This window comes from Silvanigrella aquatica, from assembly GCF_001907975.1.
In the GTDB taxonomy this organism is placed as follows: domain Bacteria; phylum Bdellovibrionota_B; class Oligoflexia; order Silvanigrellales; family Silvanigrellaceae; genus Silvanigrella; species Silvanigrella aquatica.
This window is the reverse complement of record NZ_CP017834.1, coordinates 322,625-338,148: the sequence shown is the minus strand read 5'-3', so window position 1 is coordinate 338,148 and position 15,524 is coordinate 322,625. Positions and strand designations below refer to the sequence as shown.

10 protein-coding genes are annotated in these 15,524 nt (G+C 29.8%); 2 read left to right on the top strand and 8 right to left on the bottom strand.

The window, feature by feature from the left end:
* Positions 1 to 260: 260 nt before the first annotated feature.
* The gene (locus AXG55_RS01405; protein ID WP_148696367.1) at positions 261 to 2,057 is read right to left on the bottom strand and encodes a DUF4153 domain-containing protein; all 1,797 of its coding nucleotides are present in this window, start codon (positions 2,055 to 2,057) and stop codon (positions 261 to 263) included.
* Positions 2,058 to 2,640: 583 nt separating this feature from the next.
* On the opposite strand from AXG55_RS01405, the gene AXG55_RS01400 reads away from it, so the two are divergent.
* Both AXG55_RS01400 and AXG55_RS01395 read left to right on the top strand, forming a co-directional pair.
* Positions 2,641 to 3,846 (top strand): coiled-coil domain-containing protein, encoded by a 1,206-nt coding sequence (locus AXG55_RS01400; RefSeq protein ID WP_148696366.1) that lies wholly within the window; start codon positions 2,641 to 2,643, stop codon positions 3,844 to 3,846.
* Positions 3,847 to 4,015: 169 nt separating this feature from the next.
* A complete protein-coding gene (locus tag AXG55_RS01395; RefSeq protein ID WP_148696365.1) occupies positions 4,016 to 5,659 on the top strand; it encodes a hypothetical protein in 1,644 nt (547 codons plus the stop codon).
* A gap of 67 nt (positions 5,660 to 5,726) precedes the next feature.
* Here AXG55_RS01395 and AXG55_RS01390 read toward each other — a convergent pair whose 3' ends face one another.
* The 7 genes from AXG55_RS01390 to AXG55_RS01360 all read right to left on the bottom strand — a co-directional run bounded on the left by AXG55_RS01390 (position 5,727) and on the right by AXG55_RS01360 (position 15,444).
* Positions 5,727 to 6,179: a low molecular weight protein-tyrosine-phosphatase gene (locus AXG55_RS01390; protein WP_148696364.1), complete on the bottom strand. Its 453-nt coding sequence runs from the start codon at positions 6,177 to 6,179 to the stop codon at positions 5,727 to 5,729.
* Between the two features lie 151 nt (positions 6,180 to 6,330).
* Entirely contained in the window at positions 6,331 to 6,633 is a 303-nt protein-coding gene (locus tag AXG55_RS01385; protein WP_148696363.1) for an RNA recognition motif domain-containing protein, read from the bottom strand.
* A 174-nt stretch (positions 6,634 to 6,807) separates the two neighbouring features.
* Entirely contained in the window at positions 6,808 to 7,965 is a 1,158-nt protein-coding gene (locus AXG55_RS01380; RefSeq protein ID WP_148696362.1) for a tetratricopeptide repeat protein, read from the bottom strand.
* Positions 7,962 to 11,102: a hypothetical protein gene (locus AXG55_RS01375; protein ID WP_148696361.1), complete on the bottom strand. Its 3,141-nt coding sequence runs from the start codon at positions 11,100 to 11,102 to the stop codon at positions 7,962 to 7,964. Before AXG55_RS01375 ends, AXG55_RS01380 begins: the two co-directional genes overlap by 4 nt.
* Positions 11,099 to 13,621, bottom strand: a complete 2,523-nt coding sequence (locus tag AXG55_RS01370) for a hypothetical protein (RefSeq protein ID WP_148696360.1) — start codon at positions 13,619 to 13,621, stop codon at positions 11,099 to 11,101. Before AXG55_RS01370 ends, AXG55_RS01375 begins: the two co-directional genes overlap by 4 nt.
* Positions 13,618 to 14,265 (bottom strand): hypothetical protein, encoded by a 648-nt coding sequence (locus AXG55_RS01365; protein WP_148696359.1) that lies wholly within the window; start codon positions 14,263 to 14,265, stop codon positions 13,618 to 13,620. The genes AXG55_RS01370 and AXG55_RS01365 overlap by 4 nt, the downstream gene beginning before the upstream one ends.
* 99 nt (positions 14,266 to 14,364) lie before the next feature.
* Positions 14,365 to 15,444, bottom strand: coding sequence for a tRNA dihydrouridine synthase (locus tag AXG55_RS01360; protein ID WP_233231294.1), 1,080 nt, complete (start codon positions 15,442 to 15,444; stop codon positions 14,365 to 14,367).
* Positions 15,445 to 15,524 lie beyond the last annotated feature (80 nt).

Below are 15,524 nucleotides of genomic sequence, written 5' to 3'. Positions count from 1 at the left end.
AAAAATAAAATAATTTATTTTTTCTTAGTGATTTTTGGAATCAAATTAGACATAGCAGAACTTTCTAATTCAATTTTTTTCATAAAATTCTCCTAAAATAGGAAGTTATAATAAAAAAATAATGCATATTAGTATTGACAATAGATTACATAATTTAATTCACTTCAATTGTCAATTATATAATCTATTTAACTTTTATCTAAAAAATTTGTAATTAAAATTAAAAAAAAATTATAGGGCAAAATAGATTTATTAATATTTCATTTTTCTTGAATAAACATAAAACCCTTTAATGAGTTGATATCAATTGAATTTCTATTCTCTATATAATCTATTGATTCAAAATATATTTTTACCTTTGCATTTTTATTTTTTGCATTTAAAATGACATAAAAATCTTCTTCCATATAATTGTGTTCTTCAGATAATTTTTTTGTATCTCTTATAAATGTACTTAAAGGTATATCAATTAATTCTTTATCATATTTATACAAAGTTAAAGATGAATTTTGATTATTCAGGTTAATTTTAATATGATCATTACTTAAACTAGAATTTGATTCATTCAAGTTAAAACCTAAAAAATTTTGAAATTCATTTATACTTTGAAAACGAGGAAATGACGTAGATCGCAACTCTATTTCATTTCCATTTTTTTCTTTCCATTTGGAAATGTATTTTAAATTCATTTTATTTAGCAAAGAATCTCTTATATGACTAATCTGACTCTTATCAGTTAAATCTTTGTTTCTTAAGATTTCATTAAAATCATTTAAAGGTAAAAGCAAGCTGAAAGATTTAAAATCATGAAAATCTATAATATAATCGATTATTCCACTAATTCTTTTTTCTTCGTCGAATGATATCTCGTGAGAAGCAGAAGATATTTTTCCATCCACAAGTATTTTATTTTTTTCCAATATCGATTTGAAGCTGCTTATTTGACTCGTAAGTGCCACATGAGATGCACTCCAGGGACCAAAAGAAGTTAATAAGGAAATAATAGATAACGATATTGGGATTATTTTTATGTTTTTGGACTTTGAAATTATAAAATAAAGACAAATAAAAACAAGCCAAATACCAGATGCAAATAGATAATACCGATTTTCTGTAATTCCGTATTCATTTATTCTTGAATATAATCCTACAAATAGCATATATAATAAGGGGAGTAATAAAATATAAAAATATCTTTCAAAAAATATACACCATTTTTTCTTTTCCTCAAATTTTAAAGGCTTAAGAAAAAAATGACAGATAATTCCTAAGACACTCAATGAGGAAACCAACCAGCCTATTTTTCCTTCGGGAAGACTCCAGGAAAATAAAATTTTTGCCAAATAAACATACATAATCGCGTTATATAATAAAGTAAATGGAATGATTAAATTTTGAATTAGGATATTCAACCAATTTGGATATTCAGGGGTCTTATTGAGTTCTTGAAAATTTCTAGGTAGACCTATTACAAAAAATAAAATATTGAAACCAATAAATGAGAATAATAGAGATGACATAAAGTAAGATTCATCAATGGAAATATTGATTATGAATTTTAAAATAAGGAGTGCAAAAATAAATCCCAATGATAAAAAACCTGAATAAACAAATGATAATACAAAACGTTGAAAGAGAATATAATTGAAATTCCAAAACCCATGCCATCCTGCACGTTCTAAAAAAGGTGCGAAAGAAAAAAATGAACTAAAAATAAGCAAAACAGAAAGATTGCTGACAAAGTAATTGCTGTTTGTTTCTGATTTTGTGATTAAAAAATGGGAAGTAATAACTAATACTGATAGAATAGCGGCTATAAAATGACTATTTTTTATTTTTTTACTTTCAAATAATAAAGTCACTCCAAGCGAAAAAGGAATTCCAATAAGTAACGAAAATAAAGCATTAAAGTGGGTTGTAGGTGTGTCTTTCACAAACTGCGTATAGCATGCTAAAAATGAGGCCGTGACAGCACATAGCCATGGTATTGAAAACCTTAAAAAACTATCTTTTAAATCTATAAAATTTTCTCTAAATTTTTTCTTATTATGAGTCATGAATAATTTCCAATGGATATTTATTTAATGCGAAATTCAAATTCAACCCCGAATTTGAGAAATTAAATGTATAAATATCATAAAAACCATTTAATTTCCAATTATAAAAAAATTTATAAATTATTACATGTTGTTAAGAATATTTTTAGGCTCAATGTCATCACAAAGATATTTTCATTCTGATATAAATATCTATCAAAAAAAAGAAAAGTTGATTTTAAATCATTACTGACTATTAAAAAAATTCTGGATAAACATCATTAAATATTGAAAAATAAATTAAAAATAGTTTATTTTTCAATTTCCATTTTTTTAAAAAAAATGGATTTTTACTTTCTTATTAATTTAAAATTATGATTATATTATATAATAATATTATTTAAATTATTTTTAATATAATATTATAATTATATTAAAACACGACGATCATATTTATTTATTATAGTATTTTATATTTATTTGTATAAATTTAAAAATAATATAATTGACTTATAATTTAAGAAATTATAATTAATAAATAATATTTGTAATTGTTAATTTTAATTAATTACAAATATTATTTATTAATAGATAGGAGTATTTTATGCTAAAAAAAAATTTACTTATCGCAGTAATGAGCGTTGCTTGCACTGCTGTTTATAGTTGTAAAGATAATAATAAAAACACACCAAAAGTATCCCAAGATAGTAAGAAAAAGTCAGTTCTTACTGCTAGCTTTTCTGGAGTTACAGGAACTCCTGTAGATACACCATTTGAAGTAAATGGAAATGTAACTTGTGGTACTGCTGAACTTCCTCCTTTCAAATTATCTAATGCTGCATTAAATATTGAATATTTTTCTAATCTTAGATGTAACATTAAAATTACATCAATCATGATGGATACAAAAACATATACCGCGGAAGAAGGTAAACCTCTGACATTAAATATAGTCGATAATAAAATTGTATCCTCTGCTGAAAATGTAAAATTTACGTATGCTGAGGAAGAGATTTACTTTAATGCGGAAACTGCAAATGGAGCATCTGCCATTTATCATATGACCGCGGAAGTTGGCAAAGGAAGATCTCTAACAGATGCTAAAGCAGCTGCTCTTACGCCAAATCAAATTCCAAACAGTAATGTGAATAGAAAAGCGCCAACAGGCGCACCTAGACAGACACTTCCTTTTTCTGTCAAAAAACTTTTCAAAATGAATGCTACAGTGAACTCTACAAGCTCCTTTGAAGTAAAGCACTATGCTGATAATATTTTTGCAGTAAAATCAATAGGGACATTAAATTTAGCAACTCACTGTAGAGTTTTACCCTTCGTTAATGATACTGGATCATCACCGACACAAGAACAACTTAATGCTATTTTTAATACTGGAAAACCTTGTAGCGAAAAAATAATGTCTGATGAAAGCTTTAAACCATTTTATGATTTATCAAAAGACTCTTATTTAATTGTTACGTTAGAAGGAACAAATTACTTTCCGCATAAAATGCTAAGAAATGTCACTCAGGCTGATGTTGATGCTGCTAATGCGCTCCTCATTCCTGAAGCGCGTCTTGCAAAAGCCGTTGCGAGTGCTCAACAAGAGCTTGACACTGCGATAGAAAATTTAGGCGATAAAACCCTTGACTCACATGCTGATGAATTTACTGAACTAAATAATGAAAAAACAGCAAAAGAGCAAGAATTAAGTCGCGCACAAAGTGAACTCCAAACTGCTCAACAAACAGCTCAGGAATTGCAAGCAGCACTAGAAGAACTTAACGCAAACACACCACCAGAAACCGTATAATCCAGCGCCTTACATAAGCTGTATGTAAACAAGCTGTTAACAGAATGAGGCTCATATTTTTCTAGTTTAGAAAATTCAATCTAAACTAGAATTTTTTATAGAATTAAAATTTAATCTATATTTTATAAAAAACATTGGGATTTGTTAAATATAATAAAAGGAGTTTTTTATGCTAAAAAAAAGTTTATTTATTGCAGGAATGAGTATTGCTTTTTCTGCCGTTTATAGTTGTAAAGAAAATAATAAAAATATACCAAAAATATCTCAAGATGATAAGAAAAAGTCAGTTCTTACGACGCGTTTTTCTGGAGTAACTGGTACTCCTGTAGATACACCTTTTGAAGTAAATGGAAATGTGACTTGTGGTACGATCTCGCTTCCAGATTTCAAATTAACTCATAGTCAATTAAATATTACATATTTTTCTGATCTTAAATGTAGCATTAAAATTAAATCAATCACAATGGATGAAAAAACCTATAACGTAGAAACAGATAATCCTCTGTCACTAAATATAGTAGATAATAAAATTGTATCCTCTGCTCAAAATGTAAAATTTACGAGTGATAGTAAAGAAATTTATTTTAATGCAGAAACTGTAAATGGAGCATCTGCCATTTATCATATGACTGCAGAGATTGGTGCCGGAAAATCTCTAACCGATGCTAAAGCAGCTGCTCTTACGCCAAATCAAGTTCCAAACAGAAATATGAATAAAAAAGCATCAATAAAAGCAACTAAACAGACGCTTCCTTATTCTGTCAAAAAACTTTTAACAACACATGCTGAAGTAAAATCGACAAGTTCCTTTGAAATAAGTCGCTACCTTAATAATATTTTTGCTTTAGAAGCTGTAGGATCATTAAATTTAGCTTCTCACTGTAAAGTTTTACCTTTTCCTGAAGATATGAATACTGAAATATTACCGACGCAAGAACAACTTCGCAGTATTTTTATCAATGAAAGGACAAATTGTAGCGAAAGAATAATGAGTTCTGGAGAAAAATTTAAGCCATTTTATAATTTAGCACAAAAATCTTATTTAATTGTTACCTTAGAGGGGACGAGTTATTTTGCATATAAGACACTAAGACATGTTACTCAGACTGAAGTTGATGCTGCTAAGGCGCTCCTCCTGAAGGATGGGACTCTTGCAATGGCCGTTGAGACTGCTCAAAAAGAGTATGACACTGTGGCAAACGATTTATTTCTTACAGAAGAAGAAACTGATGCATTTAATCGCCTAAATGACGAATTAAAAGCAAAAGATGGAAAATTAAAGCTCGCACAAAGTGCTCTCGAAAGTGCTCAACAAACTGCTCAAGAATTGCAAGAAGCACTCGCTGAACTTACAGCAAATATACCTGCTGCTCCAGAAAAAACAAAACCTTCAGAGGAACCTCCTCAACCCAAACCAATTTCTTTAAGAGTTCTCGATTTAACAAAGGGAACTTTAGAAAAAGAATCCAAATTTACCTTTAACCCCACTAAAGTTGGTAACAATTACCATATATCTTACTCACCAAAAGCTGAACATTCTGGCGAAATTCTTGATGTAGAAAATAAATGCAAGATCGTTGTGTTATATAACAAAAATAATTATGAGGACACAACTCAAGATACATTAAAAAATGCTTTTGAAAATCATGATGTCAATTTCCCCTGCGGCGAACAAATTACGTTAGGAAATTCTGAAATACCCTTTGATGATTTGACTGATAAAGGCTCTGTTGTAATTATTACTGAAGAAACATTTAATATTAATGGTAAAGATAAAACATATTATTTTGCTACACAAATTTTTGGAGCCTAGGCAACTGAACCTATAAGACCTTAATTAAAAAATCAAACTCACATCATTCTAGTTTAGAAAACTCGGTCTAAACTAGAATTTCATTTACCCAATCATTTAAGCAATCATCAACTAAATGAGCCATTTCCTCATAAGCGGAGTAGGGTTTTCCATAGGGATCTTGAACAGATTGATTTCTAAATTCACCGAGGCATCTTACTTTACCTTTTGCGGCTGCATAATTTTCTTCAATTCTATTTTTTTGTGCTGTATCCATAACTAAAATAAGATCATTTTCAAAAATTAATTTATTATTAAGTTGTCTGGCAATATGTGCATTCAAATTTAAACCACGTTCTTGACCTACTTGGATAGATAATTCATGAGCCTTTTCACCTACCATGGCATAAATACCCGCTGAAGAGACATTTATATTTTGTTGATTTTTATTTTTTAATAGTTCCTTTAATTTATATTCTGCATAAGGACTTCTGCATATGTTACCTAAGCAAACTACTAAAATTGAATTTATTTTTTCCATTTAACAGTCCTTATATTAAAATTATTTTTGAAAAAATTGTCCATGAATAATTAAAAAATATTTTTTCATAAATTTAAAATGAAAGCATAAAAAAAGACCTACATTAATTTGTAGATCTCAAAAATCAACTTAAAATAAATAGAATTATTAATTAAGTTCTTGCGTCATAACCACGACGATTAAAACCACCTTCACGTTTTCCTTCTTCACGAGGGCGCGCTTCATTTACAGTGAGGGGACGACCCATAAATGGTTTTCCATTTAAATTTTCAACAGCCTTGAGGGCATCTGGTTCTTGTTCCATTTCGACGAAACCAAATCCTTTACTGTGTCCTGTTTCACGATCTGTAACTACACGAGCACTCATTACATTTCCATACTGATTAAAAGCTTGGGAAAGCTCAGCATCAGTGCAACTAAAAGGAAGGTTTCCTACATATAACTTCTTAGCCATGAGACATGCCTCCAAGGAGCGTCCTCTCAATTAATAAAGAGATAAAACGCAAATCAACAAAAATCACCATCCGATAACACGCATTTCGGTTTCAATTTTCCCAAACATCAAACACGAATTGAGCGTGCTGGCGAGCTAAATACTACAAATCAATAAATAAAAAGTCAATTGCTTTTAATTAGGCAGCTGTGGATAAGGAAGATTTTGCTCATCGGGAAGAGCTCTTTCTTGTGAGTCCATTTGTGAAATTTTAAATAACACTTTTTTATAATTCGGATCACTTTCGTCTACCAGGCTTAAATAAGTTTGCCATGATTTCTGAGCGGCATAATAGTTATTTCGCAAATTTTCAAGCACTCCAATTAAATAATAAAGATGAGCATGAGAAGGATAATTTGAGAGAGCAACACTTAAAATTTGACTTGCTTGTTCATATTTTTTTTGTTGCATAAGACAATAAGAGTAGTTATGAGCAGCATAGGGATTTTTTTTATCAATATCATAAGCAGTATTAAAAAATTTACATGCTTCGAAAATATTATTTTCATCAAATTTTAAAATCCCAGTCCACAAATTAATATCGCTGTTATTTGGAAATAATTCATGAGCTCTCACTAAGGTTTGTTTTGCCAATAATTTATTGCCTAAAGCACGATAGGCCTTTGCTTTGAGAACATACAAATAAGATGAATTTTCACTACTCAAATCGATTCCACGTTCGGCAACATCTAAAGAAAGAGAGTAAGCCTTTTTATAGAAGTAATAATCACTTAATACAATATAAATAGGAGACCATTTATTTGAATAAAGCACGAGTTTTTCCAGAATAGGTAAGGCTTCTTTATCGTCACCTTCTTGCAAATAAGCCAAAGATAATGCTAAAGAAGCTTCACGAAAAGGGCTTATGCTAAAATCTTCATTTAATGTACGCGATCTCGTCTTTTCAAAATATTTTAATATATTTTTATTTTTTTCTATTGATTTTTGGGTATCTCCTCTTTGTAAATCATGAATACTATCTGCAACAACATCTAATTCATTGGGAATGGTTTGTAAAATTTTTGATTCCTTCACTTTTTCATTTAAGAGTTTATCCATTTCTGGCATAGGATATAAATAATTGACTACATCTAGTGGAATATATTTATCATTCATTGCTTTTCGCTGATATCGGATTGTTGTTTTAGGATAGTAAAAAAACGTTTCATCATAGGGAAGACTCAGCAATTGTGAATCCACTTCTATCGCGTAAGGGTCAATTTCTTCATGAGAAACGCATGAATTTATAATTACCAATAAAAGAATAATAATGGGAAAATAACAAAGTTTCATTTAAACTCCCCCGCATTTGCTACCGCTCGAACATCAATAAGAGAGAGGGGGAGTATTTCTAAAATATATGAGGGTGATTGTTCATCCTGTATTTTTGCTTCAGGAAAAACATGAAATTTTCTATTTGTATAGCGATCTAACAAATTAGAAATACCAATTTGATCATCAGAATTATTTTCAACTTGAGTGAGCCCTTCGTATAAATATTTTTTTGCTTCATTTTTTAGCTGATTTGAACTTAGCAAATAAATATCTTTTCTCTCTCCTCCTTTATAGAGTAGAGAATAAGAGTCAGAGAGTGAAAGACTCATTTTTCCTAAGATTAAATTTGTATGAACAAAAGGTTCTTTTAGGAGTTTATAATTGCGGAGTGTATCCGATCTTTTTTTTATGAAATTTTTACTATTTATCATATTTTTTATGTTTTTTAAGCTAATTTGCGAAAAATTTTTATCATTTGCTTTATCAAACTCTTGTTCATCAAAATTATTCGCTAAAAAAACAGCATTATTTATTAATTTTAAATTTTCATTTTTTAATGAGATTTTATTTTTTTCAAGTAATAATTTAATAAAATTATCTAACTTATTTTCCGATATATTTCTGTTCTTATTTAGGTATAAATTTACTGCCATTAATCCTATATTTGCAGAATTTTTTAAATTCTCTTCAATATTATTTCTACGTAATACTTTTTGATACAATTTTCCAGAAATTATGTACTGTTTTGATGCAAAATATTTATTTGCTGATTCTATTTCAATTTTTGCAATTTCATTATTATTTTCTTTGCTCTTAAAATCAATCAAGGATAATTTTTCTAACATGCGTGCCGCATCTTCAGATTTATTAAGCATTTGATATATTTCTGATGCTCTTTTGAGTGCAAACTTTTTTTGTTCATTACTGGGAAAAATATCGTCGTTATAAGATGATTTATCATATAGAAGAGATGCTAAAGAAAACTGCAATAATTTATCTGAGGACTTTGCTTGCCAAAAAATAGCTTCATTTATTCTTTTATTGGAAGGCAAATTCATTGAAAAATATAAAGCTAATGTATTTACATGCTCCCAATTTTGTAGCGCGGCAAACTCCTTCATCGACTGTATGAGAGCGTCACCAACATTGGGATTGTTCAAATAATTTTTAGACCAAAGATCTAAAAATTTAGCCGACTTCAACATTTCCCCATTTGTTTTTAATTTTTTTGCATATTCAATAGCAGAATTATAGTTGGCAAGCATGACAACTTTATGAACAGTGTCTGAAATTTTATTATCCTGCGCTATTTTTTCGAGAGTTCCCGCTCCATCAGCAACACTTTTATCCTCAGCATCCATTTTTTGAAATAAACGAGCTAAAGCCAATGAAACTTTATCTTTTTCTTCTTGATCCTGCTCTTTAAAAAAGAGAGGAGGGCAAGATAGTATTTTTTCATACCTATTGCGCGCATTGGCTAAGTCATTTAACTCCTCTGCTCTTTTAGCACTTTCAAATAGAGCGATACGAGCTTGAAAATCAGCAGGAAAATGGGCAATATAACCATCAACTGCATTTTCATACTTTTTAAATTCATCGGCACTGGTATCCCGTGCGTCTTGGCTCTGTACTCTTGCAATATTAACCATCAAAAACCAAGCTGTTTTTAAATTATCCTCAGTCAAAGGTTGTTTCAAACTTTCTTCAATAGCTTCCCATGCCAGTTTATAATCTTCACCCATCATTAATGATTGAGCAAAAGATTGGAATAAAACACCTCTTAAATCCCCTGGAAAATTTTCTAAAATTCGCGAATGATAAATTTGCGCACTTTTTAAAAATGCAGATCGCGATTTGGTTATCATGCCCAAATTATAATAATAATTGCCTGCATCAATAGAATAAATTTTAATCATTTCTTGGCGATTTTCTTCTTCAAATTTATTTAATGAAAAACGATTAAACCATATTGATTTCTTCTCAATAAATGCAGTTCCCAAATACGCTAACTCATTTAATTTATCTTTGTTATTATCATAATTGAGAGCTATTAATCTTGCTTTGATAAAATAAGGTAAAAGTCTTGACGAATAAAATAATTGCTCTATTGGTTTAGCATATGTTTCAACTTCTTTTGGATTTCCTGAATAAGTGAAATAATAAAATGAATTGATAATCATTTTTTTCCCAAAATCCCCTGCTCCTTTGTCATTAGCTAGTGCCAAATAAGAATCAAGATTGTGTCTTTCATATAATGAAATAGCAGCAACTCTAACAACATCCTCTAATACATGCTGTGAAATTAAATTATCATAACGTTGTTTTTCTCTGGCAAAGTCTTGAGCAAATTCTATTGCAGCAGCATAATTTGCATTTCTGTATGCCGCCCATAGAAGTCTTAGCTTAATTTCTCCAATTAATAGAACATACGCATTTTCATTAATTTCAATAAATTTTTTACCATATACATATCCTTTTTTATAAACATTTAAAGCTTCTCCAAAATGGAATAATTCAAATTCAGCATCACCATAACCAATAAATGCCCGCATTTTTTCTTCACGAAATTCATCAGGATCTAAATACATTTTTAAAATCGAATTGTAATATTTTTTTGCTGCAGAATAGTTTTCACTTGCAATAGATAAACTTCCTGCAAATAAATTCATTCTAACATATAGTTTTTTATTATCCTTAGCCAGGAAAGGGGTTTTAAGTCCATTTTCCAGAATTCCAACAGCTTGAACGGCATTTAATTTTTTTGTATAATAACCAAATAAGGCGAGTTTAAAACAAGCTTCTGCATATGCTAATGAATTATTTTCAGAATCAATTATTCCATATAAAATATGTAATGATTTTTCTATTTTTTCATCTTCAATTGCTTTGTTATTATCTAATTTTAAATTATCTTGATAATTAAATTTTTTTTCACTTGAGTTTATTTGCCTTTTAAATTCTTCTTTCCATACTTCAAAATGAAGATCAAAAATATCTCTAAAAATTCTCTTAATTTCTAAGTTATTTTCATAGTTAAATTTCTCTTTTTTGCTAAGATAATTATTTTCATCATTAAATACGGGCTTAAAATAATTATCATCAGCATATATTCTAAATTGAAAAATTAAAATTGCTAATAAAATAATTTTTTTCATCTTATCAAATCCATATTCAATGTTTGTCTTAATGTATTTAGCCAATTTTCTCTTTCTTCAGTTGTTTTTCTTATCTCTTCATCATTTTCTTTTTTGATATCATAAACTCCTTTATTATGTTCTGATAAACCTATATTTACATACTGCTTAAATTCATTTGCTCTAGGCAAAACCGAATCAGCTAAGTTCTTAGATAATTTAACATACTCATTTAATATTGATAATTTCAATAAATCCAATGTTTTTTCTTCATCTGTAAGTAAATTTTTAATATAATCTGCTTTACTTAAAATATCTTTTCTTTCGGTAATCATTCTATCTTTAATATTTGATACGGCAATTAAAAGTTGTTTATATGTTTCAATGAGATTACTCCAGGTTTCATTAATAGAATTATTCAATTCAATATCACCAATAGAAAAAGCTTCATTCCTAAAATTTTTGTGTAATTTATATAAATTATCCATTGTTTTTTGAATAACTTCAGATTTTTTTTCAAAAATAAAAGTGGGAGCGCCTTTCAAACTATGAGATAATTGAAAATATCTTTCATCAATCGCAATTTTTGAAAAGTTTTGATACATTTTATCAATTGCATATTTAGAGTAACTATTCTCCAATAAATAGGCGTTTTCATTTAATTTCACCTTTGGCACTTTATTATCCATTGCTGAGTATAGAAATTTGACACTTGCCATTTCTGCATTCATTTTATTCATATTTTTAGACAAATTTGCCAAAGCTAATGGAGTTTTTGGTTCAAATAAACTGTCTTCAACTTGTGTTTTAATTTTATATTTATTAATATCGTCATACATAGAAATAAATCTTTTTAATAATTCTTCCCGATTTTTTTTTGCAAATTCGAGCCCTGAATTATTTCTATTCCAATTTTTATAATCAAAAGAGTCTAATTCCAATATAATATTTTTAAAGGTATCAACAATATCGGATAATTTGCTTAAAGTTGATATAGCTCTAACATCATTTATTCCCGTATAAGTATAATCTGCCGCATGAAGTGCATTAGCCAAATCAGAACGATTTACTGCAATTTCTTGTTCTAAATGATAGTAAGCTTTACGAAAACGCAACGCAGTCTCAACAACTTGAGTCTGAATACCATACTCCTGCGCCAGACTTGCCAAAGCTAAAATATTTTCGACACCTTCTTCTTTAGATTTTTTATAGTTTTCCTGAACTTTTTTTAGAAATTGAATATCTGCATCTGCCTGACTCAAAAGATCGAGAAGCTGTGCCTCTGCCTGAAAATTGTGACCTGATGTTTTTGATAATATCTTTGCTAAAACAAAATTTGAAATTCTTATTTTTCTTTGTGTCCCAGATAAATTATTATTTTCAATACTTAAAACTTCTTTACCACTTTCTTGAATAGCGTGCTTATATTGAATTGCACTTTCAAGGTATTTTTTCTTCATATACAAAATATGTGCATACTCTAAATACGCTTTTACTTTTTCTTTGTTTAGTAAATCTACTCCTGAAATTTTATAAGCAAGAAAAATATCTTTATACCATGTTTCTGCAGCTGAATAATTTCCTAAAGAGGCGTGATATCTTGCCAAACACAACCTTGAAACTATACGACTGACCTCGTCATTTTCAAAATAACGATAATGTTCCTCATATCCTTTAAACTCACCTGTTAAAAAACGTAACAAAGCCAAAGATTCTTTTTTGTTTCCCATTTCATATTTTAGCAATGATAATGCTAAATAGGCGCGACCAATAAAAGGATTACCTGAATTTGAATGTTCAATGGCTTCTTCAATATACTGAATTGAATTCTTATCATTGGAATATATTTTTCTTAAACCGAGTCCTACATATACGGCACTTAAAATCATATATTTTGATTCACGTTTAACAACAGGAGAGTTACTCCAAATTAAAAAATCGGTTTTCAAGGAGGCTATATCGTCATTCTTTTTACGAGCCATAGCTTCATAAAAAAACTCTAACGAACATGAAAAACGCCACTTATCAGGAAATAAACTCTCATCCTGACCTCCAATAAAAAGCATTTTTAAACATGTTTGTGTACTTTTATTATGATCTTTACGCAACCTATGAGCTTCAAATAAAATTTTGTAAGCCCAAGAGATATAACCTCTATTTCTTGGATCAATATCTTTTAATTCTTTTTCTACGCTATAAATAGCGGCTTCGGGATCCTGTAAATAAACATGATCCTCTGCTTTTTGTAAATTCATTTTGACGCGAATGGAATCATTTCTCAAACCCAAAGGAGATTTTTGAAATTCATAGTCACTTGAATTGGGATCAGCTACATTTGAAATATAGGATAAACCAAAAATTTGCCCTTTCATCGAATTGAGTAAAGCATCCACACTTCTTAATGATTTCCATTGCGATGATCTGTTTTCTTCATTTTCAGAGAATATACTTTTTTCAGAAGGAGATAAATCTATTTGAATGGCATTAATATTTTTGAAATAGAATAAACTTAAAATGAGAAATAAATATATTTTTCTCATTCCTTTTCTTCCTTATTTACTTCTGACTTTAATACAAATTCTGGAATTTTTGTTTCTTTATTAGGCTTTAAATAAACTTTAATATTATGAATTACCTGATTCAAAGTACCATTAATGAAAATTTTTTTATCTAATGACCATTTCCCTTGCGGCAATGTATAAGGCCAATTGTTATTTTGTTGTCCTACCAGAGCATGAATATTAACTTCATATGTTCCTACGGGCAAAGGACCGCTAAAAATGGGCAAACGGCTATTTTTCTCAAAAAATACTGGTTTTGAATAATTTATGATTTCAATATTATTCATTAATGCATAGAGCTCAATAATGCCAAATTGTGGTAATTCACGGGTCTGTTCTGAAATAATTTCAATTTTAAGTTCAATGCGATCTTTGTATCGAGAAACCAATAAATCTTGTAAAGAGAGAATTTTTGCTCTCATATCTTTATTTTGATCTTGTAATGATGAAATTTTTTTCGATATTTCTTCTGAAGAACTTGTATTAAAATTATCACCAATAATTAAAAATGGCTCTGGAGGAATATAATTCGTTTCAGCAGAAATTTTTTTTGAAAAAAAGAGAATGAGCATGAGTAACGCAATGCTACTTATTTTTTTATTTTTATTTATAAAATTTTTCATAAATACCTCAACATCTTTCTTATTATTTCACTTACAAAGATGAGGGTATTGATTCATTTTTCCTATAAAGGGTGAAATTTTGACAGATTTTCAGAAATATCAAAGCATTTTTATGCGATTTGTCATTGGATTTTCACAATTTTGCGAAAATTCATATACAGTTTCTTTGAGTTCGCTCACTGTTTTTGCGCGCATTGTCAATCGCCAAAAATGATGGCCAAATTGAAACCAACGGGCTCCTGTTGCAGCAAAAAATCTAAATTTTTCTAATATATATTCTTCTTCTGTGAAGTAATCACACAAAATGGAAATCAGTTTCAAGCATGCACGCGCGTATTCCGCTCCCTCTTCATCGGAAGTTTGAGGCGCTTTCAGACCTTCATATCCCAAAGGCGTTTCTGAATTACCAAGCAATTCCGATATTTGCCATAATATCCAAGGGCGCGCGGTGGCAGCACGAGCAATCATAGCTCCGTCCACATTAAAATCATTCAGCAAACTCACAGCATCCTGAGCCGTTTGGATATCCCCATTCGCTACAACAGGAATAGAAAGCTCACTCCTCACCTGAGAAACAAGTTTCCAGTTGGCTTCTCCACTGTGTTTTTGTGCTCTGGTACGCGCATGAATAGTCAGAAAATCGGCACCTGCATTTTGAAGAGAGGACACAAAATCGAGGAGATAATTAAAGTTTTCTTCTTCAGAAATGCCTCCTCTTAACTTAACACTGACGGGAACAGGAGAATGTTTTTTTACCATGCGAACAATGGATGCCGCATAATCTTTGTCGCCCATCAACCTGACCCCCCAATTGTGTTTGAGAGTGTGAGAAACGGGACAACCCATATTAATGTCAAAGCCCCAAGGTTTTTTTATCATCAGTTTTTCAATACTAGGTGCAATAAACTTTTCTTCGTTACCTAATAATTGTGGGATAAAAAAACTTTCATTTTGCGCTGTTTTTAATTCATTGGTTGTTTCAAGTTTTTCATTAGGAATTTTACGAGTAGAAAGCATTTCGGTATAACGTAACGCATTTATATTTTTAGGTGTATAGCTCCGCACTAACTCCCTAAAAGCAACATGCGAAAGACCCACCATAGGGGCAATTAAAAATGGAAAATCAATTCCATAAGGCGTGAGACGCGAATGAGGGAAAAAAGGCGAATGAGAGTCCATGAAATCTCCAAAAAAACTTGAAACGAAATGCCCCCATTTCATTCGCTTATTCTACTAAAAAAGAAAAGCCATTTTTTAGC